Origin of the sequence: Olsenella sp. An290 (assembly GCF_002159535.1) — a bacterium.
GTDB lineage: Bacteria > Actinomycetota > Coriobacteriia > Coriobacteriales > Atopobiaceae > Thermophilibacter.
Window position 1 is genome coordinate 184,023 of record NZ_NFIU01000001.1, and the last position, 24,144, is coordinate 208,166.

General features: G+C 67.2%; 21 protein-coding genes. 11 read left to right on the forward strand and 10 right to left on the reverse strand.

Going from position 1 to position 24,144, the window contains the following annotated elements; all coding sequences use genetic code 11:
* Positions 1-31: 31 nt before the first annotated feature.
* Positions 32-700: an HAD family phosphatase gene (locus B5F84_RS00915; protein ID WP_087319751.1), complete on the reverse strand. Its 669-nt coding sequence runs from the start codon at positions 698-700 to the stop codon at positions 32-34.
* Between the two features lie 202 nt (positions 701-902).
* Here B5F84_RS00915 and B5F84_RS00920 point away from each other — a divergent pair, with 202 nt between their 5' ends.
* Entirely contained in the window at positions 903-2,414 is a 1,512-nt protein-coding gene (locus B5F84_RS00920) for an aminotransferase class I/II-fold pyridoxal phosphate-dependent enzyme (RefSeq protein ID WP_087319752.1), read from the forward strand.
* A 239-nt stretch (positions 2,415-2,653) separates the two neighbouring features.
* Here B5F84_RS00920 and B5F84_RS00925 read toward each other — a convergent pair whose 3' ends face one another.
* The 4 genes from B5F84_RS00925 to B5F84_RS00940 all read right to left on the reverse strand — a co-directional run bounded on the left by B5F84_RS00925 (position 2,654) and on the right by B5F84_RS00940 (position 8,181).
* A complete protein-coding gene (locus tag B5F84_RS00925) occupies positions 2,654-2,998 on the reverse strand; it encodes a hypothetical protein (RefSeq protein ID WP_087319754.1) in 345 nt (114 codons plus the stop codon).
* Positions 2,991-4,337, reverse strand: a complete 1,347-nt coding sequence (locus B5F84_RS00930; RefSeq protein WP_087319757.1) for a DNA repair protein — start codon at positions 4,335-4,337, stop codon at positions 2,991-2,993. The genes B5F84_RS00925 and B5F84_RS00930 overlap by 8 nt, the downstream gene beginning before the upstream one ends.
* 214 nt (positions 4,338-4,551) lie before the next feature.
* Entirely contained in the window at positions 4,552-5,598 is a 1,047-nt protein-coding gene (locus B5F84_RS00935) for a ribonucleotide-diphosphate reductase subunit beta (protein ID WP_087319758.1), read from the reverse strand.
* A 51-nt stretch (positions 5,599-5,649) separates the two neighbouring features.
* Positions 5,650-8,181, reverse strand: a complete 2,532-nt coding sequence (locus tag B5F84_RS00940) for a ribonucleoside-diphosphate reductase subunit alpha (RefSeq protein ID WP_087319761.1) — start codon at positions 8,179-8,181, stop codon at positions 5,650-5,652.
* Between the two features lie 132 nt (positions 8,182-8,313).
* Here B5F84_RS00940 and thpR point away from each other — a divergent pair, with 132 nt between their 5' ends.
* On the forward strand, positions 8,314-8,841 hold the full coding sequence (thpR, locus tag B5F84_RS00945; protein WP_087319763.1) for an RNA 2',3'-cyclic phosphodiesterase: 528 nt from the start codon (positions 8,314-8,316) through the stop codon (positions 8,839-8,841).
* A gap of 32 nt (positions 8,842-8,873) precedes the next feature.
* Here thpR and recQ read toward each other — a convergent pair whose 3' ends face one another.
* Positions 8,874-10,763, reverse strand: a complete 1,890-nt coding sequence (gene recQ, locus B5F84_RS00950; RefSeq protein ID WP_087319766.1) for a DNA helicase RecQ — start codon at positions 10,761-10,763, stop codon at positions 8,874-8,876.
* 198 nt (positions 10,764-10,961) lie between these two features.
* Between recQ and B5F84_RS00955 the strand changes: the two genes are divergently transcribed.
* The 3 genes from B5F84_RS00955 (at position 10,962) to B5F84_RS00965 (ending at position 13,526) form a co-directional block, all read left to right on the forward strand.
* Positions 10,962-11,702 carry a sigma factor gene (locus B5F84_RS00955; protein ID WP_087319768.1) on the forward strand — a complete coding sequence of 247 codons (741 nt, stop codon included), beginning with the start codon at positions 10,962-10,964 and terminating at the stop codon, positions 11,700-11,702.
* Positions 11,699-12,523 (forward strand): hypothetical protein, encoded by an 825-nt coding sequence (locus tag B5F84_RS09530; protein ID WP_087319769.1) that lies wholly within the window; start codon positions 11,699-11,701, stop codon positions 12,521-12,523. Before B5F84_RS00955 ends, B5F84_RS09530 begins: the two co-directional genes overlap by 4 nt.
* Before the next feature lie 133 nt (positions 12,524-12,656).
* Positions 12,657-13,526: a PepSY domain-containing protein gene (locus B5F84_RS00965; RefSeq protein ID WP_087319771.1), complete on the forward strand. Its 870-nt coding sequence runs from the start codon at positions 12,657-12,659 to the stop codon at positions 13,524-13,526.
* 182 nt (positions 13,527-13,708) lie between these two features.
* Here the strand turns inward: B5F84_RS00965 and B5F84_RS00970 are convergent, their stop codons facing one another.
* The 3 genes from B5F84_RS00970 to B5F84_RS00980 form a co-directional block, all read right to left on the reverse strand.
* Positions 13,709-14,455, reverse strand: coding sequence for an energy-coupling factor transporter transmembrane component T (locus B5F84_RS00970; protein ID WP_087319772.1), 747 nt, complete (start codon positions 14,453-14,455; stop codon positions 13,709-13,711).
* Positions 14,448-16,226, reverse strand: a complete 1,779-nt coding sequence (locus B5F84_RS00975) for an energy-coupling factor transporter ATPase (protein WP_087319774.1) — start codon at positions 16,224-16,226, stop codon at positions 14,448-14,450. The genes B5F84_RS00970 and B5F84_RS00975 overlap by 8 nt, the downstream gene beginning before the upstream one ends.
* 102 nt (positions 16,227-16,328) lie before the next feature.
* Positions 16,329-16,892 carry a hypothetical protein gene (locus B5F84_RS00980; RefSeq protein ID WP_087319775.1) on the reverse strand — a complete coding sequence of 188 codons (564 nt, stop codon included), beginning with the start codon at positions 16,890-16,892 and terminating at the stop codon, positions 16,329-16,331.
* A gap of 407 nt (positions 16,893-17,299) precedes the next feature.
* Here B5F84_RS00980 and B5F84_RS00985 point away from each other — a divergent pair, with 407 nt between their 5' ends.
* Both B5F84_RS00985 and B5F84_RS00990 read left to right on the forward strand, forming a co-directional pair.
* On the forward strand, positions 17,300-17,749 hold the full coding sequence (locus B5F84_RS00985) for a MarR family transcriptional regulator (RefSeq protein ID WP_087319777.1): 450 nt from the start codon (positions 17,300-17,302) through the stop codon (positions 17,747-17,749).
* 30 nt (positions 17,750-17,779) lie between these two features.
* Entirely contained in the window at positions 17,780-18,622 is an 843-nt protein-coding gene (locus B5F84_RS00990; protein WP_087319780.1) for a DegV family protein, read from the forward strand.
* A 116-nt stretch (positions 18,623-18,738) separates the two neighbouring features.
* On the opposite strand, the gene B5F84_RS00995 is transcribed toward B5F84_RS00990, so the two are convergent.
* Positions 18,739-19,674, reverse strand: coding sequence for a 1-phosphofructokinase family hexose kinase (locus tag B5F84_RS00995; protein ID WP_087319782.1), 936 nt, complete (start codon positions 19,672-19,674; stop codon positions 18,739-18,741).
* Between the two features lie 370 nt (positions 19,675-20,044).
* On the opposite strand from B5F84_RS00995, the gene B5F84_RS01000 reads away from it, so the two are divergent.
* The 4 genes from B5F84_RS01000 (at position 20,045) to B5F84_RS01015 (ending at position 24,113) form a co-directional block, all read left to right on the forward strand.
* Positions 20,045-21,841: a beta-galactosidase family protein gene (locus B5F84_RS01000; protein ID WP_087319784.1), complete on the forward strand. Its 1,797-nt coding sequence runs from the start codon at positions 20,045-20,047 to the stop codon at positions 21,839-21,841.
* A 2-nt stretch (positions 21,842-21,843) separates the two neighbouring features.
* Positions 21,844-22,308, forward strand: coding sequence for a PTS sugar transporter subunit IIB (locus tag B5F84_RS01005; protein WP_087319786.1), 465 nt, complete (start codon positions 21,844-21,846; stop codon positions 22,306-22,308).
* A gap of 91 nt (positions 22,309-22,399) precedes the next feature.
* Entirely contained in the window at positions 22,400-23,305 is a 906-nt protein-coding gene (locus B5F84_RS01010) for a PTS sugar transporter subunit IIC (RefSeq protein ID WP_087319787.1), read from the forward strand.
* Positions 23,286-24,113: a PTS system mannose/fructose/sorbose family transporter subunit IID gene (locus B5F84_RS01015; protein ID WP_087319789.1), complete on the forward strand. Its 828-nt coding sequence runs from the start codon at positions 23,286-23,288 to the stop codon at positions 24,111-24,113. Before B5F84_RS01010 ends, B5F84_RS01015 begins: the two co-directional genes overlap by 20 nt.
* The last annotated feature ends 31 nt before the right edge of the window (positions 24,114-24,144 follow it).

Genomic DNA, 24,144 nt, shown 5'->3' on the forward strand with positions numbered 1-24,144 from the left:
CATACCTGAGGGGCTCGGCGCCCGGCGCGTGCTAGCCCTGATACGCGTCGAGGGCGGGGATGAGGTCGCCCACGGAGTCGAGCATCCAGGTGCCGCCCTCCTGCCGGTAGCCAAAGCGCTCGTCGCGCTTGACGGCAACGGGGATGCCCGCGCCGCGCGCCGCCGCGATGCCGGCGTCGGAGTCCTCAACGGCTACGCACGCCGAGCCCGGCAGGCCGAGCAGCCCCAGCGTGTGAAGGTAGATGGCAGGGTTGGGCTTGGACTCGGTGAAGTCCTCTCCGCTCACGATGACCTCAAAGCACGTCGTGAGGCCGCAGTCGCGCACGACGCGCTCGATCTTCTCGCGCCGAGACGAGGACGCCAGGGCCACGCGCACGCCGCGTCGCCGCAGCTCGGCGATGGTCTCGCGGACGCCGGGGTTGATGAGCGTGCCGTAGTCGGTGATCTGCTCGAACGCCTCGCCGGTTGCGGCGGAGGGGCCGAGCTCGAGGTCGCGTTCGGAGAGACGAGGCGCCCGCGACCACCAGAGCCCGATCATCTTCTGGTAGATGCCGCCCGCCCCGCCCGCGAGCCGGTGCAGCTCCTCGTCGGGAATCTCGAGGCCGCGCTCGCGAAAGAACGCGCGCAGCACGTCCTGGTAGGCACGCTCGGTGTCCACGAGCACGCCGTCCATGTCAAAGATGACCGCCTGGGGGTTCATGGGGGTTCCTCTCGTCGCTTTTCCGCCGCATATTCTAGCGGCTCGGCGGCGAGCGGTCGGGTTGCGCGGACGGGCGTTTGCGGGACGTTCCGAGTACGTTTTGCGAGAAGTTCAAAATAGGTTTGTGGTAGAGTGGCAGCATTGAACTTTTTTGCGTGAGAAGTTCAATTTTGACCTGAAATTGAACTTTTTGGAGGGATGCATGGAGCAGACCGTCTTCTCGGAGCGCCTCAGGCAGGCCATGGCCGAGAAGGGCCTCAAGCAGGCCGACCTTGTCCAGGCGGCCGCCACGCGTGGCCGCAAGCTGGGAAAGAGCCAGGTCAGCCAGTACGTGAGCGGAAAGGTCGAGCCTCGGCCCGGCGTCTGCTCCCTGCTTGCCGACATCCTGGGCGTTGACGCGAGGTGGCTCGCAACGGGCGAGCGCGCGCGAGCTTCCGCGCGGCCTGAGACCGCGAGCCAGCCCGCCTCCGCCACCACCCGTCAAAGGAGCACCTCAATGCGCGAATTCAAGAAGTCCGCCAAGCTCGACAACGTCCTCTATGACGTCCGCGGCCCCGTCGCCGACGAGGCGGCCCGCATGGAGGACGAGGGCGTCCGCATCCTGAAGCTCAACATCGGAAACCCGGCGCCGTTTGGCTTCCGCACGCCGGACGAGGTCGTCCACGACATGCGCCAGCAGCTGCCCGAGTGCGAGGGCTACTCGGACTCCCGCGGCCTTTTCTCCGCCCGCAAGGCCATCATGCAGTACGCGCAGCTCAAGCACCTGCCCAACGTGAGCATGGACGGCATCTACACCGGCAACGGCGTCTCCGAGCTCATCCAGCTCTGCATGAACGTCCTGCTCAACACCGGCGACGAGATCCTCATCCCGAGCCCCGACTACCCGCTCTGGACCGCGTGCGCCACGCTTGCCGGCGGCACGGCCGTCCATTACCTCTGCGACGAGCAGGCCGAGTGGACGCCCGATCTTGCCGACATCGAGTCCAAGGTCACGAGCAACACCAAGGCGATTGTCATCATCAACCCCAACAACCCCACGGGCGCCGTCTACCCGCGCGAGGTTCTCGAGCAGATTGTGGAGATTGCCCGGCGCCACCAGCTCATGATCTTCTCGGACGAGATCTACGACCGCCTCTGCATGGATGGGCACGAGCACGTCTCCATTGCGGCGCTGGCGCCGGACCTGCCGTGCGTCACGTTCTCGGGCCTCTCCAAGTCTCACATGGTGGCCGGCTACCGCATCGGGTGGATGGTCCTCTCGGGCAACAAGCGCTGCATGAGCGACTTCATCTACGGCGTCAACATGCTCTCCAACATGCGCCTGTGCTCCAACGTGCCCGCGCAGTCCATCGTTCAGACCGCTCTCGGCGGCTACCAGAGCGTGGAGCGCTACGTGGAGCCGGGAGGGCGCATCTACGAGCAGCGCAACTTTGTCTACGAGGCGCTCAACGCCATCGACGGCATCACGGCGGTAAAGCCCAAGGCGGCGTTCTACATCTTCCCCAAGATCGATGTGAAAAAGTTCAATATCACCGATGACGAGCAGTTTGCCCTCGACCTGCTGCACGAGAAGCATATCCTCGTGACGCGCGGCGGCGGCTTTAACTGGTCGGAGCCCGACCACTTCCGCATTGTCTACCTGCCCCGCATGGAGGTCCTGCGGGAATGCATGGAGGATCTGGCCGACTTCCTCGAGCACTATCGCCAGCGTTAGGCCAAAGGCAAGGGCTCGGAGCCGCCCTTTGGCCGCGGTTTTAAATGTTAGGTACTTTTTCGGGCGCCTCTCAAGTACTGCTTGGGAGGTGCCATTTTTCTACCTGCGCAAATAGGAGCCTATAAATGTTGGGTACTTGCCCGGCGCTCAAAAAAGTGCACAACACTCGCTGAGACAATGCGCGTCGGCCCCGAGGCGACCCCGGAAGCCCTTCCGCCCCCCCCGAGGCCGGCGAGGGCTCAGCCAAAGACTCGCTCCACGCGCCATACGTCGTCAAAGCTGATGCGGGTGCGCACGACCGTGAGCTCGCGCGCCGCAAGGTCCACGCTCGTGACCAGGCCCTCCCGCGTAACATAGGCCCCGTCGGCATAGTGCGTCACGCGCACGAGCTCCCGCGGCCGTATCCGCGCGAGCTCGGAGGAGATGCGTGCCGCGTCCTCCTCGGAGGGGTCGCGCCGCGGCTCGACGACGCGCTCCTGCGCGCGCACGAGGTCGTAGTAGCCGGTGAGCGCCGCGAAGGGCATGAACTGCGCCGCGCGGTCTGCGTGGCGCCCTGACGGCGAGGATGCCCCGGGGCTACTCATGGTGCCCTCCCACCTGCCGGTTGCGCTCGCGCGCCGTTGCGCCGGGGCGCCAGCTGATACCCCGTACGAGGGCGTTTTTTCCAAAGCGCCGCTTGACCGCAATGGTTGCCTCGGCGAGGCGATGCTCGGCGGCCTCGGCCTCGGGGCTCGAGAAGAGGGTGAGCTCGGCGAGCTCCTCCGGCACGAGCCCGCCTACGGCAAGGTTGAGCCTCCTCACGCCGCGGTTGGGGTCCACGATCTCAGAGAAGAGGGAGAGGAAGGCGGCCGTGAGGGTCTCGCGCGAGTTGGTGGCCGCGCCGATGCCCCGGGAGGCGCTCGCCCCCTCGCCGTGGCGCCCGACGACGCGCGTTCCGTGCTCCCCCGTAAACGTTTCCGCCGGCATCTCCGAGGAGCTCCGTTCCCCAAGCTCCTCCAGCGGCCCCCGCTCGCGCGCGTACCCCACAAAGAGCGAGACGTGGTTGCCGGCGAGCCCCTTCTCCACGAGGTCGAGCGCGAGGGCGTCCACCATCTCGCGCAGGACCACCCGTGCCTCCTCGAACGCGTAGTCGCGCATGAGGACCTGCCCGGAGCACACCGAGCGCGCCTGCGGGCGGTACGCGTGAATCTCCGCCATCGTGCAGGGCTCGATGCCCCAGGCATGGTCTATGAGCAGCTCCGCATTGATGCCAAATTCCTCGTAGAGCGCCCGCTCGGGCAAGAGGGCCACCTCGCCCATGCACCGTGCTCCCATCGCCTCGAGCCGTCGCGCGATGCCGGGGCCGATCCCCCAGATGTCCGTGATTGGCTGGTGCGGCCAGATCAGGCACTTGTAGCGCTCCTCGTCGAGCTCGCCAATGTTGTCTCGCGCGTGCTTGGCGGCGACGTCAAGCGCCACCTTTGCGAGGAAGAGGTTCGTGCCGACGCCCGCGGTGGCGCAGACGCCCGTCTCACGGCGCACCATCTCGATGAGCTCGACCGCAAGCTCGCGCGCGGTCTTTCCGTAGAGCGCGAGATAGGGCCCAACGTCGATGAAGACCTCGTCCACCGAGTAGACGTGGATGTCCTCGGGGGAGAAGTACCTGAGGTAGCTCGCGTAGATGCCGGCCGAGACCTCCATATAGCGACGCATGCGCGGCCGCGCCATCTCGTAGGTGATGCCGCGCGGAATCTCAAAGACGCGGCAGCGGTTGCGCACCCCCGCGGCCTTCATGGCAGGTGAGACGGCAAGGCAGATGGTCTTCTCGCCTCGTTTGGGGTCGGCCACCACGAGCCGGTGCTCGAAGGGGTCCTCCCCGCGGTCGACGCACTCGACGGAGGCGTAGAAGCACTTGAGGTCGATGCAGAGATAGGAGCTCCCCATGGTCCCTTCCAAACAGGCGTTCGTGTCATAGGACCATGATGCGCCGCGCCCCGGACACAAATTCACGCGTCCGGGGCGCTCACAATTTCGGCAACACTTGTTCGGTTTCATACGGGGTGGCGTGCGAGGGGCGTGCGAAGGGGACAGGCACTTTTGCACGCCCTGCGTGCAAAAGTGCCTGTCCCCTTCGCACGCCCCTCGCACGGCCTCGGGCCTAGAGGTCGTCGACGAGGGCGGTCGCCTTGGCGTAGGCGGTGCTCTTGGCCTCGAAGAAGTCGGTCTTCACCATGTTGGCGTTGCTGTACTGGGAGACCCAGGCCATCTCCGCCGGCTCGCGGTCGCACCCCTCGAAGAGCGTCCCAAAGCCGAGCGAGTGCCAGCGGAGGTTGCCAAGGTAGCGCACGTACTCCTCGACCATGTCGCCCGTAAGGCCCGAGATCTTGTCGCCGATCACGTAGCGCCCCCAGGCGATCTCCTGGCGCACGCCCTCCTCGAGCATCTCGCGCAGGACGTCAACGCGCTCGGGCGTGAAGAGCTGGGGCTCCTCGCGCTGGAGCTCCACGATCATGTTGCGGAAGAGCCACAGGTGCGTGTTCTCGTCGCGGTTGATGTAGCGGATCTCCTGGGCGCTGCCGGGCATCTTGCCGTTGCGCGCGAGGTTGTAGAAGAACATGAAGCCCGAGTAAAAGTACACGCCCTCGAGGATGAAGTTGGCCATCATGACCTTGAGCAGGGTAAAGGCGTCCTTGCGCTCCATGAACTCGTTGTAGCGCTCCCCGATGAAGGTGTTTCTCGCCAGCAGGCGCTCGTCGGTCTTCCACTGGTAGAGGATGTCGTTGCGCTTCTCGGGCGAGCAGATCGTGTCGAGCATGTAGGAGTAGCTCTGCGAGTGGACGCACTCCTGGAAGGCCTGGATGTGCAGGCACAGGTTGACCTCGTTGGCCGTGACGTACTCGCCCACGTTGGGCAGGTTGGCCGACTGGAGCGAGTCCAGGAACACGAGAAACGAGAGGATCTTGTCGTAGGCCGCGCGCTCCGCCTCGGAGAGCAGGGGATAGTCCTTCACGTCCTGGGAGAGGTTGATCTCCTCGGGGATCCAGAAGTTGTTCATCGCCTGGCGGTACCAGTCGGAGACCCAGGGGTAGCGCAGGTTGTTGAAGTCGTTGAGGTTGGTGGTGTTGCCGCCGATCATCCGGCGCAGCCGCACGTCCGTGTCCCCCTCGGGGTTGAACAGCGGCGTCCTTGTAAGCTTCTCGGTCACGATGGCCTCCTGCGTCTGGAAACGGTTGTAAGGGTCCGGCTTGAGAGGCCGCTAGCTGCTGCAGCTCTCGCACTCCTCGACCTCGAGCGACTTGCTGCGCACGTAGTAGATCGTCTTCACGCCCGCGCGCCACGCCTCGAGGTAGAGGTCGAGCACCTGGCGCATGGTGTAGTCGTTGGTGATGTAGAGGTTCACCGACTGCGCCTGGTCCACGTGGCGCTGGCGCACGCCTGCCGCGCGCACGCTCCAGCGCTGGTCCACGAGGTGGGCGGGCTTGTAGTACCAGTAGGTCTCGGGCGAGAGGTCGGGCGCCACGCGCGGCAGCATGGATCCCTTCTTCTCCTCGAGGAAGAAGCGGCGCATGACGGGGTCCACACCGGCCGTGGTGCCGGAGATGATGGAGGTCGAGCTCGTGGGCGCCACGGCGAGCAGGTAGGCGTTGCGCAGGCCGTGCTTGGCCACGCGCGCCGCGAGCTCGCGCCAGCGCTCGGACGCGTAGCCGCGCTTCTCGAAGAAGGCCCCCGTGGCCCAGTCGCTGCCGGGGAAGAGCGGGTAGGCGCCGCGCTCCTCGGCCAGGCGCTCCGAGGCGTCGATGGCGTGGTAGGCGATCCGCTCGAAGAGCTCGTCCGCAAAGGCGAGGTGCTCCTCGCTCTCCCAGCGGATGCCGCGTCGGGCGAGCAGGTGGTGGTAGCCCGAGACGCCGAGCCCCACCGAGCGGTAGCGACGGTTGGTGAGCCGGGCGTAGGGCAGGGCGTAGAAGTTGAGGTCGATTACGTTGTCAAGCGCGCGCACGGCGGTCTCCACCACCTCGGCGAGCACGGCGTCGTCCCCTACGGGGATGCGCCCCAGGGTGAGGCTCGCGAGGTTGCAGACCACAAAGTCCCCGGGACGGGTGGTCGTGACCACCACGGTCTCCCCGCCCTCCGTCACGACCTCGCGGCTGACCTCCTCTATGGCGGAGGTGTTCTGCGCGATCTCCGTGCAGAGGTTGGAGCAGTAGATGACGCCCGCGTGCGGGTTGGGGTTGGCGCGGTTCACGGCGTCGCGCATGAAGGCGAAGGGCGTGCCCGTCTCGACGGCGCTCCGGAGCACCAGGCGCACGACGTCTTTGATGGAGATGACGCGCTTCTTGATGCGGGGGTCGGCCACGCAGTCCCGGTAGCGGCGCTCCCACTCCTCGCCAAAGCTGTCCTCGAGCGCGTAGCCCTTGTGCGTGAGGACGTCGTGCGGGCACATGAGGTACCAGTCCTGGTCCAGGTCCTCCTCGGCCATCCGCCAGAAGAGGTCGGGCCAGCAGACGGCCGGGAAGACGTCGTGGGCCTTCATGCGCTCGTCGCCGTTGTTGGTGCGCAGCTGCAGGAACTCCGGCAGGTCGCGGTGCCAGGCGTCAAGGTAGACGGCCACGGCCCCCTGTCGCATGCCGAGCTGGTCCACGGCCACGGCGGTGTCGTTGATCACGCGGATCCAGCGGGTGGTGCCGCCCGCCACGCCGGAAAAGCCGCGGATGGAGCCGCCCTGCGCGCGGACCTTACCGAGGTACATGCCCATGCCGCCGCCGTACTTGGAGACCTGGGCAAAGTTGTCGATGCTGCGGTAGATGCCCGTGAGGCTGTCCGGGACGGTGTCGATGAAGCAGCTGGAGAGCTGGTGCTGGGGCTTGCGCGCGTTTCCCATCGTGGGCGTGGCCATGGTGAGGCGCAGGGTGGAGAGGGCGTCGTAGAAGCGGCGGACCCAGCCCATGCGGACCTCGGCGGGCTCCCCCATGGCAAGGTGCAGCGCGATGCCGAGGAACATCTCCTGCGGGCTCTCCAGCGCCACGTGGTCGTGCGAGCGGATCACGTAGCGCTTGAGCAGGAGGTCGAGCCCGGCGTACGTGAAGAGGTCGTCGCGCTCCGGGCGGATGAGGGCGGCCGCGCGCTCAAGCTCTGCGGGGGCGTAGCGCTCGAGGATGTAGGCGCCGTAGAGCCCCTCGTCCGTGAGGTGGCGGACCTTGTCGGCAAAGCCGGAGATCCCGCGGCGCGCGCAGGCGTCCGCGATGGAGCGCCGCGCGGAGAGCGCGAGCAGCCGGCCGGCGACCATCTCCCAGCGGGGAGCCTCCTGGCTCGTGAGCTCCACGGCGGAGCGGACGAGCGCGGAGAGCCGCTCGTCGGGGATCATGCCGTCCTTGAGGAAGCCGCGCAGGCGGGCGAGAAGGGCGGGCAGCGCGTAGGCCTCGTCGGGATAGTCGCGCTGGACGCGGGAGAGGACGTCTGCGAGCTCCCCCGCGAGCCCGGCGTCCTCGCCCGCGACGGCGCGCACCACCTCCTCGCGCGCCGAGCGCAGCTCCGAGCGGCGGTGCCGGTAGAGGATGTAGCGCTTGGCGGCGTCGTAGTGCCCGCGCTCCATGAGTGCGCGCTCCACGAGGTCCTGGATCTCCTCCACGCGCGGCCGCTCGCCGAGCCGGCGCTCGACGGTCGCGAGCACGGCCTCGAGCTCGGCGCGGGGCGGGACGGCCTCGGTCTCGGCAAAGGCGCGCGCCACGGCGGAGACGATCTTCTCTCCGTCGTAGGGCTCGCGGCGACCGTCGCGTTTCTCGATGATCACGGGGTCTCCCGTCTGTCGTCGTGGTTGGTGCGCCTAATGATAGTAAATAGGTGGCAATTTGGGGTGGACGGTTCGTGAACGCCCGGCGCGCCCGTGGTACGCTTCGCGCATGAGGGCGTGGAGAGGGGTCGCATGAGGGCGTTTGTTGCGCTGGAGCTGCCGGGGCCGTTTGCCGACGAGGTGGCGGGGCTCGCGCGCCGCCTTGGGGACAGGTGCGCGGGGCGGTTCGTGCCTGCGGAGAACTACCACCTCACGCTGGCGTTTCTCGGCGAGGTGGGGGAGGCGCAGGCGCGTCGCGCCATGGAGGCGCTCGACGCGGCGTGCGCGGGCGCGGCCCCGGTGCGGCTTTGCGCCCGCGGCCTGGGGACCTTTGGCCGCGGGCGCGACGCCACGCTCTGGTTGGGGGTCGAGAAGGACGAGGGGCTGATGGCGCTCGCGCGTCGCGTGCGCGCCGAGCTCGCCGCCCGCGGGGTCGCCTATGACGAGAAGGGCTTCCTGCCGCACGTCACCCTGGCCCGGCACGCCCGCGTGCCCTCGGGGGACCTCGGGGGCCTTGCGCTCCCCCTGCCGGACGTGGCGCGCAGGGTCACGCTCCTTCGGAGCATCCTCGGGCCGGAGGGCGCCCGCTACAAGCCGCTCTATACCGTTGGGCTGTCCTAGCGGCAGGCCGCCCGGCCCGTGCCCCCTGGGCCTCAGGCGTTGATCCGCGCGAGGAAGAGGTCGCCGTAGCGCTCGGCCTTCTTGGCGCCCACGCCGGAGACGCCGAGGAACTCCTCGAGCGTGCGCGGCCGCTTGGCGCACATGTCCACGAGCGTGGCGTTGGAGAAGATGAAGTACGACGGCACGCCCTGCTCGCGCGCGAGCTCGCCGCGCAGCTCCGTGAGCTCGGCGTAGAGAATCTGCCCGACCTCGTCCAGCTCGGAGACGTCCGTGGCCGCACGGGTCTTCTCGGGCGCTGCCGGAACGCGCGCCGCCTTGGGCACGCCGCGCGCCACCTTGAGGACGAAGGGCCCGTCCCAGGGCGCCTCCCGGCGCAGGAACGCGCCAGACGAGCCCGTGAGCGCGATCGTGGGGTAGTCCCCGCCCGTCCGCGCGAGCACGCCGCGGAAGACCAGCTCGTCAATCAGCTCGCGCACCCGTGCGGCGGGGACGTCGGCCATGATGCCGTAGGTGGAGAGCGTGTCAAAGCCGCGCGAGAGGACCTTCTCGCCACGCGAGCCGCGCAGCACGTCCGCGATCATCGCCGCCCCGGCCGACCTCCCGCGCTGGGCGATGCGCGCCACGCAGCTCACCACCTTGAGGGCGTCGGTGGTGGCGTCCACCTCCTCGAAGTCCGTGAGGCAGTTTCCGCAGTTGCCGCAGTACGCCGGCGCCTCCTCGCCAAAGTAGCGCAGGATGTGGGCGCGCAGGCACTCGGTGGTGGTGGCGTAGAAGACCATCTGGCGCAGGCGCTCGGCGTCGCGCTCCGCGAGCGCCTCGACCTGCTCGTCCGTGAGCCCCTCGCGCGGCTCGCTCCGCGAGAGCAGGAACTCCGCCGTGTGCACGTCGCCGGGGGAGTAGAGCAGGAGGCACTCCGCCCTGGTGCCGTCGCGCCCGGCGCGCCCCGCCTCCTGGTAGTAGTTCTCCAGCGAGAGGGGCAGGTTGTAGTGGACCACGTAGCTCACGTTGGACTTGTCGATCCCCATGCCAAAGGCGTTGGTGGCCACCATCACGCGGGCACGGTCGTAGAGGAAGTCGTCCTGGTTGCGCTCGCGCTCCTCGGGCGAGAGCCCGGCGTGGTAGCGCGTGGCGAGAAGCCCCTCGTCGCGCAGCTCGTCGCAGACCTCCTCCACGGCGCGCCGGCTCGAGCAGTAGACGATGCCGGAGCGCTCGGCGCGCTGCCGGCAGAAGGCCACGAGCGTGCGGTCCTTCTCGGCGCGTCCGCGGGGGCGGGAGACGGCAAAGGAGAGGTTGGGCCGGTCAAAGCTCGCTATGACCACGAAGGGGTCCACGAGCCCGAGCGCGCCCACGATGTCCCTGCGCACGGCGCGCGTGGCGGTGGCCGTGAGCGCCATCACGGGCGGGCGCGCCGGAAGCGCCCCCAGGAACTCGATGATCCGCTGGTAGCTGGGGCGGAAGTCGTTGCCCCACTGCGAGATGCAGTGCGCCTCGTCCACGGCGACGAGCGCCACGCCGCGCGCGGAGACCGTCTCCACGAAGGCCGGGTCGTCGAGGCGCTCCGGCGCCACGTAGACGAGCGCGAGCGCGCCGGAGGCGATGCCGTGGAGCACGTTCGCGCGCTCGCCGCCCGAGAGCGTCGAGTTGAGGTACGAGGCGGCGACGCCCGCCTGGCGCAGGGCCCCCACCTGGTCTGCCATGAGCGAGATGAGCGGCGACACCACGAGCGTGAGCCCGCCCGTCCGCGCGGCGAGGGCGAGCGCCGGCACCTGGTAGCAGATGGACTTGCCGGCCGAGGTGGGCATGACCGCCAGCACGTCGCGCCCACAGAGCGCGGCGTCCACGATCTCCGCCTGGTGAGGGCGGAAGCTCTGATAGCCAAAGGTCTCTCGCAGGATGTCCAGGGCGGTTGGCGGTGTGGTCATGGGGCTCCTCGCGACGCGTGCCTTAGGCCATGGTACGCCTTGGGCCGGACAGGCGCGCCAGGTGACCGCCCGCGACCCCTTACGCGGCGCTTACATCGCGCGCGTCCCTCCTCGATAACCTGAAAAAGTTCAGACCAATTCATGGCACGACCCCGAAAACGGGACGCCTTGCGCGCACTCTATCGCCGAGGGGGGACGATGAGACGGGACAAGGACCTGACCGCCCGCGTGAGGGCCGCGAAGGGCGACGCGCGCGCCGCGGACGGCCTGGTGCGCGCCTATCTCCCGTTCATCAAGGCGGAGGCGGCCCGGTTTGTGGGCCATCCCGTGCGGGAGGGAGACGACGAGCTGGGGATTGCCATGTTTGCTTTCCACGAGGCGGTGCTTGCGTACGACGAGGCGCGCGGGGCGTTTCTGCCCCTCGCGGCCATGAGCGTCCGGAACCGGCTGATCGACTATCGGCGTCGGGAGCGCCGCCATGCCGAGGTGACCTCGCTCGACGAGCCGGGCCACGGGGGAGACGGCGAGGACGCCCGCCCGCTCGTGGAGCGGATTGCCTCCGAGCGCGACGAGATCTCCGAGCGCGAGGCGCGCCGGGCGAGCAGGGCGGAGATCGCCGAGTTTGCGGCCCAGCTCGAGGGGCTCGGCGTGAGCCTTTCGGACGTGGCCGAGAACAGCCCGCGCCAGCGGCGCACCCTGGAGGCGTGCCGGAGCGCGCTCGCGTACGCGCGCGGCCGGCAGGACCTGCTCGACCGGGTGGCCCAGACGGGAAAGCTGCCCATCGCGGAGCTCGCACGCGGGGCGGGCGTTGAGCGCAAGACGCTCGAGCGGCACCGGCGCTACCTCGTGGCGCTGCTCGTGGCCTACACCAACGGCTACGACATCATCCGGGGGCACCTCTGCAAGATCGTGGGGCCGACGGGAGGTGACGTGCGATGAGCTACCTCATCCTGGAGTGCGCCACGAGCTATGCCGTGGCGCTCGACGACGAGGGCCGCTTCGTGAGGGTCCCCAACCTCGGCTACGAGGTGGGACAGGAGGTCGACGATGTCGTCATCTTTGAGGGGAGCCCGTTCGGGGAGGCCGACGTCGTTCCCTTCGAGGCGCGCCGGGCGAGAAGAACGCGCAGGCGCCGCGCAGCGCTCGTTGCCGCGGCGGCCTGCCTCGCCGTTGCCGTGGTGGCGGGCGCGGCCGTCTGGCAGCTGCCCGTGGGAACGGTCTACATGAGCATCAACCCCGAGGTGAGCATCGAGGTCAACCGCCTTGACCGCGTGGTGGGGCTCGACGGCGAGAACAATGACGGCGATGCCCTCATCGAGGGGTTCGCATACTACGGGCGGACGCTCGACGAGGTCTCGGACGACCTCGCGGACCGTGCCGAGGAGCGGGGCTATCTCGATGACGGCGGGACGATCGAGCTCACGGTGGAGTCCGACGACGAGGAGTGGAGGACTGCGACCGAAGACCGGCTGATCGTGGAGCTCGAGGTGCACCTTGACCATCGGGTGGTGGTGACGGGCGCCGCCGGTGGCGAGGACGCCGCGCCCGCGCCTCAGGTCGAGCAGGTGACGCCCCCCGAGCCCCCGACTGAGATGACCGTGCCGCCTGCGTTCGATGACGACGACCGGGGCGAGGCCGACGACGATGACGGGACCGACGACGATGACGGGACCGACGACGGGGACGACGATGACGACAGCTGGGATGACGACGATGACGACAGCTGGGATGACGACGATGACGACGAAGATGACGACTAGTCTGACCTGACGTTCTTCTCGCCCGGAGGGTTCCCGAAAAAATATTCTCGCGGACCCCGGTTTTGAGACGGTGCCCACGCAACCTCTCACTGCAAGGCAAAGAAGAGGCTTTCCGACACCCAAGGAGGACACCATGAAGACCACGAGCCTGAAGCGCATCCTCGCCACCGCCACGATGGGCGCCGCCCTTGCGGCAGTTCTCGCCGGATGCGGAACCACCCCCGCCGCGCCTGCCGGCCAGGCGACAGGTGGCGTCGGTGAGACCCCGGTATCCCAGGCCGCGGGGACGCTGCTTCTGAGCGTCAACCCCGAGATTGAGATTGAGTACGACGACGCCGGGCTCGTCACCGAGGTCGAGGGCGCGAACGACGAGGGGCGCGGCGTCGTGAGCGGGTATGCGGGCTACGAGGGCCGTGCGTGCCGCGAGGTCGTCTCCGAGCTCGTGGGCAAGATCTACGAGGCCGGTCACTTCAACCAGACCGTCGACGGGCACGACCGCAACGTGGTGGTCAAGCTCGAGCAGGGATCGGGCTATCCGGGCGACGACTTCCTGCGCGGGATAGAGGATGACGTCCGCAGCACGGTGGGCGGCTTTGGCCTGGAGTCCGACGCGCTCGCCGTGGCCCCCGAGCAGCTGGATGACCGCGGCTACATCGGCCTGGACGCCGCAAAGGACATCGTCCTCTCGCAGCTGGGGCTTACTGAGGCCTCGTTCAACGACCACGAGTACGAGCTCGACGACGGCGTCTACGAGATGGAGTTCACCTCCGGCGGCGTGGAGTACGAGTACGAGGTCGACGCCCGCACGGGCAAGGTCCTCGAGGCGGACATCGACGGCAACGACGACTGGGACGACCGCGACGACTGGGACGACTGGCACGATGACCGCTACGACCGCGATGACGACTGGGACGACGCCGACGACCACGATGACGACTGGGACGACGATCGCGATGACCGCGACGACTGGGACGACGACCTGGACGATCGCTATGACGACTAACCTCTGACGGCAACGAAGCGCGCGGGCGCCCCTCGGGGCGCCCGCCTCAGCTCGTGTCGGATGATTAACGCGCACTCGTGCAGAGGTTCTTCTCGCTCAACTGGGGAAACGCAAGAAGAGCGTGCACGAGTGCGCGTGAATTGCGGGGCGGGTGGGCCGCACTGCCGCGCCGGCCGCGCTCCCTAGAACGCCACGCCCAGGGCGATAAGGGCCACGCAGCACGCGAGCGCGAGCCCGTCGCGCGCGGCGAGCGGGTAGCGCTTGTAGCTGCTCTCGCGCGTGCGAAGGTAGAAGCCGCGCTGCTCGGCGGCGAGCGCGGTGGCGTCGGTGCGACCGACGGAGCTCACGAGCAGGGGGACGCAGAGGGGCAGCATGAGCTGCAGCTTCCTGAAGGGGTTCTTGGTGTCGTACTGCACGCCGCGCGCGGTCTGCGCCTCCATGATGGCGTTCATCTCCTGGGAGAACACGGGGACGAAGCGCAGCGCGGTGGTGAAGGTGAACGCGTAGCGGTAGGGGACGTGGAGCACCTCCACGCACGCGTTGGCGAGGTCGGTGAGCTTGGTCACCATGAGGACGAGCACGAGCGGCAGCGCCACGCCGAGCAGGCGCAGGCAGACCTTGGAGCCCGTGACCAGGCCGTCGGTGGTGACGAACCCCCACACGGGCGTGCCGGTGCGCACAAAGACGAGCTGCAGCGCGAGCATCACCACGGCAAGCGGGACGAGGAGCTTGAGGAGGGGCACGAGCCTTCCCGCCACCCCCGCGTACGCCGCGAGCGCAAACGTGAGGGCGAGAAGCCCGAGGAGCATGACGTAGGTGTCCGCGAGGAAGGTGGCCGCGATGATGGCGGCGGCCAGCGCGAGCTTGGCCACGGGGTTGAGGCGGTGGAGGAGCGACTGCCCGGGGACGTAGTCGATGACGTTAATCATGGCTGACCAGCTCCTTCACGAGGTCGACGATGCCCGAGACCTGGCTCACGCCCGCAAACTCGCGCGAGACGTCGCGCGCGAGCATGGTCGAGAGGGCGATGATCTGCGGGGGCTCCACGCGGGCGCGGTCCATGAGCTCGACGTTCGCAAAGACCTCCGGGGTCTCGCCCTGCCCGAGGATGCGCCCGTCCGCCATGACCAGGAGCCGCTCGGCAAAGTCCGAGACGACCTCCATGTCGTGGCAGACCATGATGACGGCGCACCCCCGGTCGGCCATCTCGCGCACCGTCTCCATGACGGTCATGCACTCGCGATAGTCCAGGCCGCTCGTGGGCTCGTCAAGCAGGACGACCTCGGGCTCCATGACCACCACGGAGGCCAGGGCCACCATCTGCCGCTGCCCGCGCGAGAGCGAGAAGGGCGCCTCGTCGGGGGGCAGCCCAAAGCGCTCGGCCACCGCGCGCGCCCGGTGGCGCGCCACGTCCGTCGCGACGCCGGTGAGCTCGAGCCCAAAGGCGATCTCGTCGAGGACGGTGTCCTTGCAGATCTGTCGGTCGGGATTCTGGAAGAGCGTTGCCACGTGCGCCGCGATCGTGCTCGTCGGGGTGTCCGCCATGTCGAGCCCGGCCACGACGATCCGGCCGGACGACGGGCGCAGGAGGCCGTTCAGCAGCTTGGTGAGCGTGGTCTTGCCCGCGCCGTTCTGCCCGACGATCCCCACGAGCTCGCCGGGGTAGACGTCAAAGGTGAGGTCGGTCACGCGGGCGCCGCTTCCGGGATAGGTGAAGCAGACGTCGCGGAAGCTCACGCACGGCTCGGCATCCACGGCGCGCGGCCGGGGGCTCGGGGCGTGCGGCGACCCCGCGCGGAAGGGGGCGATGTTGGCGCCGCGACCGGTGCGGCCACGAACGAGCTCGGCCACAAGCCCGGCCGCCTCGTCGACGCTCAGGCACGGAGGGGTGGGCGGGAGTATGCCGTGCTGGACAAGGCTGTTGGAGACGCGCGCCACGCGCGGGCTGTCCACGCCAAGGCGCCTCAGCTCGTCACCATGGGAGAACACCTCGCGCGGAGTCCCGTCGAGCTCGAGCCGCCCGTCGCCCATGACGAGGATGCGGTCGGAGAACTCCGAGAGCAGCGCCACCTTCTGCTCGATGACCACAATGGTGATCCCCTCCTCCCGGTTGAGACGGCGCAGCGTCTCAAAGACGAGGGTCGAGGACGCCGGGTCGAGCGCCGCGGTGGGCTCGTCGAGCACGAGCACGCGCGGCCGCATGGCGAGGATGGCCGCAATGGCCACCTTCTGCTTCTGCCCGCCGGAAAGGGTCGCGATCTCGCGGTCGCGCAGGGACGCGATGCCGCAGGCCTCGAGCGCCGCCGACACGCGCCCCTCAATGAGGGCGTGGTCCACGCCAAAGTTCTCCAGGCCAAAGAGCAGCTCGTCCTCCACGACGGAGGCGACCATCTGGGAGTCGATGTCCTGCGCCACGCTGCCCACGACACGAGAGATGTCCGTGAGCGTGGCGTTGCAGGTGTCGACGCCGTCCACGAGCGTGGTGCCAAAGAGCGAGCCGCGATAGTGGTGGGGGATGGCGCCGCTCATGAGCGCGGCGAGGGTCGACTTTCCCGCGCCCGAGGGGCCGATCACGCCGACGAATTCCCCCTCGCAAACGGAAAGGGAGACGTGGTCGAGGGCTCGCTCGCCCTCGTCCGCGCCGCCCGCGTAGGAGAAGGAGACGTCGTCAAGACAGATAATCGTCGATCCGGATGCCATGGGTGCCTTTCCGATGACCGCGCCCGGTGCGGGCGCGGCGCGTGCCTGGTCAAAAGTGAGGGCGCGCCGTCCACGTCGGCGCGCCCCCTATGGTAGCGCTTGCTAGTCGGCGAGCTTGAGCGCCTTTCGGATGGGGAGGTAGAGCGCCTGGACGAGCACGGCGTTGAAGACGCCCGTGAGCAGGACCACGGGCAGCATCGCGGCCGCGAGCTCGCCGGCGGCGCCCACCATCGCGATCTTGATGAGCATGAAGATGACGCCCGAGACCACGGTGGTCACAAAGGAGCCGATGAGCGGGATGGCCTTCTTGGCGGGGCTCTTCATGCCGGCGCGCACGATGAGCGCCATGAGCACGGCGGCCACGCCCTCGGCCGCAAAGTCGATGAAGGGGGAGGTGGTGGTGATCTGGATGACCGCCGCGGAGATGAGGCCGATCACGAGGGCCTGCCCCACGTTGGGACGCACCACAAGGATCGTGAGGCAGAAGGCGGAGATGATGAACTCGGGGCTGATGAGGCCGCCGGAGATGCCGGAGATCGCCTTGCCGACGGTGAAGTTGAGGATGAAGCCCGCGGCAAGAAGAACGGCAAGGAGAACGAGGGACTGGACGTCGAGCTTGCCGTGGTCGGGGGCGGCGACGGTGCGGGCGGCGGAGTTCTGGGACATGAGGGTTCCTTTCGTGAGGGTGGGGTGTTCGTGGTGGTGCGGCGTGCCGGGTCAACAGAAAAGGGCTCCCGGTCATCCGGGAGCCCTGTCAGCGCGAAGAGATATGGCGCGTGAGACTCACCATCGACCGAGCGAGGAGAAGCTGCGCCACCACCAGTTCTGGGACGTGCGTGCGTTGCGGGTGACGACGATGCGGCTCATCTTCTGGCGCTCCTCTCTTGGTTGGGTGACGATGATGGGGACACCATACCGCCCGCCCCCGTCCGGCGCAAGAGTGTTTTCCCGTCCGAAACAATGCCCCATCGGCGTTGGAAGTGATTGCGGCCTGCGGATTGGGGCATAATGTTGACCGGTTAACATTCTCCGAGGTCGTGAGGCCGAGGGGCAGAGCCAGGGGGAGGGGAGACGTGACCGAGAAGCGCTTCGAGGACTTCGTGGGCATCATCGGTGCCCTCAACAAGGAGATTCAGCGCATCAAGACGGCCGAGGCCCGGCGCCTGGGCTTCCGCGGGGCCGACGTCATGTGTCTCTACTACCTGGTAAAGCACCCCGAGGGCCTTACGGCCGCCGAGCTCGCTCGCATGGTCGACGTGAGCCGCTCGGCCATGTCGCGCACCCTCTCCCACCTGGCCGAGGACGGCCTCGTCGAGGTGGGGGACTCCGATGACGAGGCCTCCCGCTACCGCGCCCCCATCCGCCTGACGGAGCGCGGTCGCGAGGCGGCCCGCCCGCTCGACGAGATCATTCACCGAGTGCTCGACGAAGCCGGCAGCGAGCTCGACGTCCGCGAGCGCCTGCGGATGTACGATTCCCTCAACCACATCCTTGACCGGCTCAGGTCCATCTCGCGCGACTAGACCGCCGGTCGGACGCTGAAAGGAAGGCCCATGCCCGTTCGCATCATCACCGACTCCGGCCTCGACGTCCCCGAGGCATGCTACGAGCGCCTCACGGTGCTGCCCCTGGGCATCACCTTTGGGACGAAGACCTACGCCGACGGCGTCGACCTCACCAACGAGCGCTTCTACGAGCTGCTCATCGAGGGCGACGAGCTCCCCAAGACGAGCCAGGTCACCCCGTTCGCGTACGAGCAGGTCTTCGAGCGCGTGCGCGAGGCGGGGGAGGAGGCCGTGGTGATCACGCTATCCTCCAAGCTCTCCGGCACCCACCAGAGCGCCGTGACGGCGGCGGCCGACTACCCGGAGATTCACGTGGTCGACGGCAAGAACGTCACCATCGGGCAGGGCGTCCTCGTGCTCTACGCGCTCCGCCTTGCAGACGAGGGCCTCTCCGCGGCCCAGATCGCCGCGCAGCTCGAGGAGGCGCGCGAGCGCGTCTGCGTTGTCGGGCTGCTCGACACGCTCGAGTACCTGCGCCGCGGCGGGCGCATCCCCAAGAGCGTGGGGGCGATCGGCGAGCTCCTCTCCATCAAGCCCGTGGTGGGCATTGTCGACGGCGAGGTCGTGATGCTCGGCAAGGCCCGCGGCTCCAAGAACGGCCGCAACCAGCTGCACCAGCAGGTCGAGAAGCACGGCATCGACTTCGACATGCCGGTGCTCCTGGGCTATGCGGGCCTCTCCGACAAGCTGCTCATGAAGTACCTGGACGACAACCGCGCCATCTGGGAGGGCAAGGTGGACGAGAAGGACCTCCCGATCTGCTCGGTCGGCGCGACCATTGGCACCCACGTGGGCCCGGGTGCCATCGCCCTCGCGTTCTTCTGTAAATAGGTAAACGGGGCCGCGGGGACGGGTTCGCCCCCGCGGCCTCGGTCAAGGAGCGGGGGCGGGGCGCTCGTGCGGCGCCCCGCCCCCGTCGTCGGAAGCAGCTGTGACGTGCCGTGCGTCTACGCGACGCGCTCCACCGTGGTGCCGGAGCGGAGCTCCTCGGCGACGGCCATGTCAAAGTGGCCGGTGGAGGCGGAGAGGCAGTTGGCGCTCGCGCAGCTCATGGCATAGGCAAGCTGCTCCTCGACCGCCATGCCGCGCGCCATGGCCACGGCGAAGGCGCCCACCATCGTGTCGCCGGAGCCCACGGGGTTCACGACCTCGATCTTGGGCGCGCGGCCGCGGAAGACGCCCTCGTCGCAGGCCATCACGGAGCCGTCGCCGCCCAGGGAGACCACGACCTTCTCGATTCCACGGCTCTCGTGCACCTCGCGCGCGGCGGCCACGATCTCGTCGATGGACTCGGGCTTTCGGCCAAGAATCGCGCAGATCTCGTCCGTGTTGGGCTTCACCATGGTGGGGCGGGCGTCGAGGCTGTTCACGAGGAGCGCGCCGGAGGTGTCCAGGATGGCGGGCTTGCCGGCCTCGCGCACGATGGCGACGAGCTCGCGATAGATGTCGTCGCCCGCGCCCGCGGGGGCAGACCCGTTGAAGGTGACCACGTCGGCGCGCGCCGCAATGTCAGCCACCTTCTCGCGCATGGCGGCGACCTCCTCGGGGCTCACGGGCCGCCCGGGCTCAAGGAACTCGGTCGAGCGGCCGTCGGGCTCGAGCACGTTCACGCAGCAGCGCGTCTCGGAGACGGCGTGAACAAAGTCATGCTCGATGCCGTCCGCGTCGAGCAGCTCGCAGAGGAGCCGGCCGTTGTTGCCGCCCACAAAGCCCGTTGCCACGATCTTCTCCCCGCAGGTCGCAACCGCGCGCGCGGCGTTGAGACCCTTGCCTCCCGCGTTGTCGATGCACGTGGCGACGCGCATGACCGAGCCGGTCTCGAGCGGGCACGAAAGCTGGTACGCCTTGTCAATGGAGGTGTTGAGCGTGACGGTGGCGATCATGGCGTCTCCTTTTGAGGGTCGGGTGGGCTACTCTGCCATCTTATCGTCCGAAGGGCGGTTGGGGTAGGGGCGCGGCCTCCCCCTCCGCGCGTTTCTAAATCCATTCTGAAAACTTACTGATAGAGTTGTTACTACCAGTTAATGCTGCGTACATTTGTTAGAAAAAGCGATAAAAGCGCTAAAAATATGCCCTCTGAGCTGGTTAAACGTCATTCTGCCGCTCATGGCTCAAAATCGACCGTTCAGGGCTCTCTCCATAGAGTGTCGATATTTGTGGCGAAGACGTGTATAGTGGCTACTGTGCGCTTTTTGCCGCCAGGCACCGAAAGAAGTACCGAGTTCCTAGTTGGATTTGGACGCGAGGAGAGGCATGCACACGTTTGAGATTCGCGACCAGTTCATGCTGGATGGGGAGCCGTTCAGGATTCTGTCCGGCTCTATTCACTATTTCCGCGTCCATCCGTCCGACTGGCACCACTCTCTCTACAACCTCAAGGCCATGGGCTTCAACACGGTTGAGACCTATGTCCCGTGGAACCTGCACGAGCCGCGCCCCGGCGAGTTCAATTTCGAGGGCATCTGCGACCTCACCCGCTTCCTTGACGAGGCGGCCGAGCTCGGCCTCTGGATCATCGTGCGCCCGTCGCCGTTCATCTGCGCCGAGTGGGAGTGGGGCGGCCTTCCCGCCTGGCTCCTCGCGGACCGCTCCCTGCGCCCGCGCTCGCGCGATCCCAAGTTCCTCGCGCGCGTTGCCTCTTACTATGATGCGCTCATGCCGCTCCTGGTGGAGCGTCAGGTCACGCACGGCGGCAACATCCTCATGATGCAGGTGGAGAACGAGTACGGCTCCTACTGCGAGGACAAGGAGTACCTGCGCTCCATCCGCGACCTCATGCTCGAGCGCGGCGTTGACGTTCCGCTCTGCACCTCCGACGGCCCGTGGCGCGGGTGCCTCCGCGCCGGCACCCTCATCGATGACGACGTCTTCGTCACCGGCAACTTTGGCTCGCGCGCGGGTGAGAACTTCGCCCAGCTCAAGGCCTTCCATGAGGAGCACGGCAAGAGGTGGCCCCTCATGTGCATGGAGTTCTGGGACGGCTGGTTCAACCGCTGGGGCGAGAACGTCATCACCCGCGACGCCCAGGACCTCGCCGACTCCGTCCGCGAGCTCCTCGAGCTCGGTGGCTCCATCAACCTATACATGTTCCACGGCGGCACCAACTTCGGCTTCATGAACGGGTGCTCCGCGCGTCACACGCATGACCTCCACCAGGTCACCTCCTATGACTACGACGCCCCGCTCAACGAGGAGGGCAACCCCACCGAGAAGTGGTACAAGCTCCGTGACGTGGTGCGCGACCTCTTCCCGGACGCCTGGACGGCCGAGCCCCTCATCAAGGATGCCGTGGCCCTCGAGGGGGTTGCGCTCAAGGAGCGCGCGGGCCTCTTCGAGAACCTCGACCGTCTCGCCGAGCCGGTGAGCTCGCTCTATCCCCAGCCCATGGAGGACATGGGCCAGTCCTACGGCTACACCCTCTATCGCTCCTCCATCGAGCGTGACACGCTCGAGCCCGAGCGCATCCGCGTGGTGGACGGCCGTGACCGCGCCCAGGTCTTCGTCAACGGGGAGCTCGTGGCCACGCAGTACCAGGAGCACATCGGCGAGGACATCCGCTATGCCCTCCCCCAGGAGAACAACCAGCTTGACGTCCTTGTCGAGAACATGGGCCGCGTGAACTACGGCCACAAGTTCCTCGCGGACACGCAGCACAAGGGCATCCGGACCGGCGTGGCCGTTGACCTCCACTTTATCCTGGGGTGGGAGGCCTATTGCCTTCCCATGGATGACGTCGCTAAGATTGACTACTCCGCCGGCTGGAGCGAGGGCACGCCCTCGTTCTCCCGCTTCGAGTTCACGCTCGACGAGCCGGCCGACACCTATCTGGACACTACGGGCTTTGGCAAGGGCGTCGCGTTTGTGAACGGCGTCAACGTGGGGCGCTACTGGGAGATCGGCCCGATCTCCACGCTCTACGTTCCGCACGGCCTCACGCGCGCCGGCGCGAACGAGCTCGTTCTGTTTGAAACGGAGGGACGTGTCGGAGACACCATCTCCCTGCGCTCCGAGCCCCTCATCAGGCATCTCGACAAAGAAGGAGTTGAGTAGACATGATCGTTGGAGCCCGCGTTGACTTTCGTCTGATCCACGGCCAGGTCGGCAACCTCTGGGCCAACGCCCGTCAGGTGAGCCGCTTCATGGTCGTCGATGACGACGTTGCCACCGATGACACCCAGAAGCAGGTCCTGCGCATGGCCACGCCTGCCACCTGCAAGCTTTCCGTCCTGCCCGTCGATAAGGCTGCCGCCAACATCGTCGCCGGCAAGTACGACACCCAGCGCCTGTTCATCGTTGCCAAGAAGCCCGAGGTCTACGCCCGCCTGGTTAAGGCCGGCGTGAAGATCGACGAGCTCATCCTGGGCAACATGACCACGATGAACAGCGTCAAGAAGTACGGCCTCAACCTCAACTGCGATCAGGGCGACCTCGACGCCTTCGCCGAGCTCGAGAAGCTGGGCGTCAAGATGGTCGTTCAGCTGACCCCGCAGAACAACCCGGAGCCCTTCAAGCTCTAAGTGGCGCTACGCCGTGAGGGGAGATGCACGGCACCATATAGCGTAGGTATGTACGGTAACGTTCGAGTAAGTTAGAAGGAGGAAAAGAACCATGATTCAGTGGTGGCAGATTCTTCTGCTCACGCTCTACGCGGCCTTCCAGATCATGGACGAGCTGCACTGGTACTCCAGCGCCGGCTCCGCCGTGTTCTCTGGCTTCTTCACGGGCCTCGTCATGGGCGACATGGCAACTGGTCTTTTCATCGGTGGTAGCATGCAGCTCACCATCCTCGGCGTCGGCACCTTCGGCGGCGCCTCCCGCATCGACGCCAACTCCGGCACCCTCGTTGCTACGGCCTTCGCCGTCAGCCAGGGCATGGACCCGGAGCAGGCGCTCGCCGCACTCGGCGTGCCTGTGGCCGCCATCCTCGTCTACACCGACATCCTTGGCCGCTTCGCCAACACCTTCTGGGGTCACGCGTGCGACGCCGATGTCGAGAAGATGAACTGGAACGCCTACAACGTTCACTACTGGATGGGCGCTGTTTCTTGGTGCCTCTCCCGTGCCCTCCCGGTCTTCCTGGCCCTGGCCTTCGGCCAGCCGGTCGTTGAGGCCATCACCACCGCCCTCAACGGCGACTTCAAGTGGCTCGGCGACGGCCTCACGGTTGCTGGTGGCATGCTGCCCGCCGTCGGCTTCGCCATCCTGCTTCGCTACCTCCCGGTCAAGAAGCACATTGCCTACCTGATCCTCGGCTTCGTGATCGCCGCCCTCCTCGGCACCGCCTTCACGAGCATCGTCACCCTCGGTGGCGACGCCGCCAACCTCGCTGCTGGCCTCAACGGCCTGCTTGGTGAGGACGCTGCGGTTGCCGTTGGTGGTGGCTACAAGAGCCTGTCGATGCTGACGATCGCCCTCATCGGCTTCGCTCTTGCCTACATCTACTATCAGCAGCACCAGAACGCGCCTGTCGCTGTCTCTGCTGGCACGGAGGGAGATGACGACGATGAGCTCTAAGACTGGCTACAAGCTTACCAAGGCTGACTTCCAGCAGATTAACCGTCGTAACCTGGTCGGCTTCCAGGCTGGCTGGAACTACGAGCGCATGCAGCACTCCGGTTACCTCTGGATCATCCTTCCGCAGCTTCGCAAGATCTACGGGGACAACACCGAGGAGCTGAAGCAGGCCTGCCGTACCCAGTGCTCGCCGTTCTTCAACACCTCCAACTTCCTCAACACGATCATCACGGGCATCGACCTGGCCATCGAGGAGACTGACGGCATCGCCGGCATGGAGACCGTCGCTTCCCTGAAGACCGGCCTCATGGGCCCGCTCGCCTCCATCGGCGACTCCATCTTCGGCTCGCTCCTGCCGACCATCTTCGGCGCTCTTGCCGCCAACATGGCCATGCAGGGCAACCCGCTCGGCATCTTCATCTGGATTGCCGTCAACATCGTGGTCGACTGGTTCCGCTGCAAGCAGACCTACATCGCCTACGATCAGGGCATGAAGCTCGTCACGACCATGTCTGACAAGCTCAACGCCATCACCGACGCCGCCACCGTCATGGGCGTCTTCATGGTTGGTGCCCTCATCTCCACCAACGTCGGCATCGTGTTCAGCTGGGTCCCCGAGATCGGTGGCGTTACCGTCAACATCCAGGACATCCTGAACAACATCTGCCCGAAGCTCGTGCCCGCCGCTCTTGTCGGCTTCGTGTACTGGCTCCTCGGCAAGAAGGGCATGACCTCGACCAAGGCGATCTTCATCGTCCTCGTCATCGGCATTGTCCTTGGTGCCTTCGGCATCATCATGAAGGGCTAGGCCTGAGTGATTCTCAAGCGGTGCCCGGTCT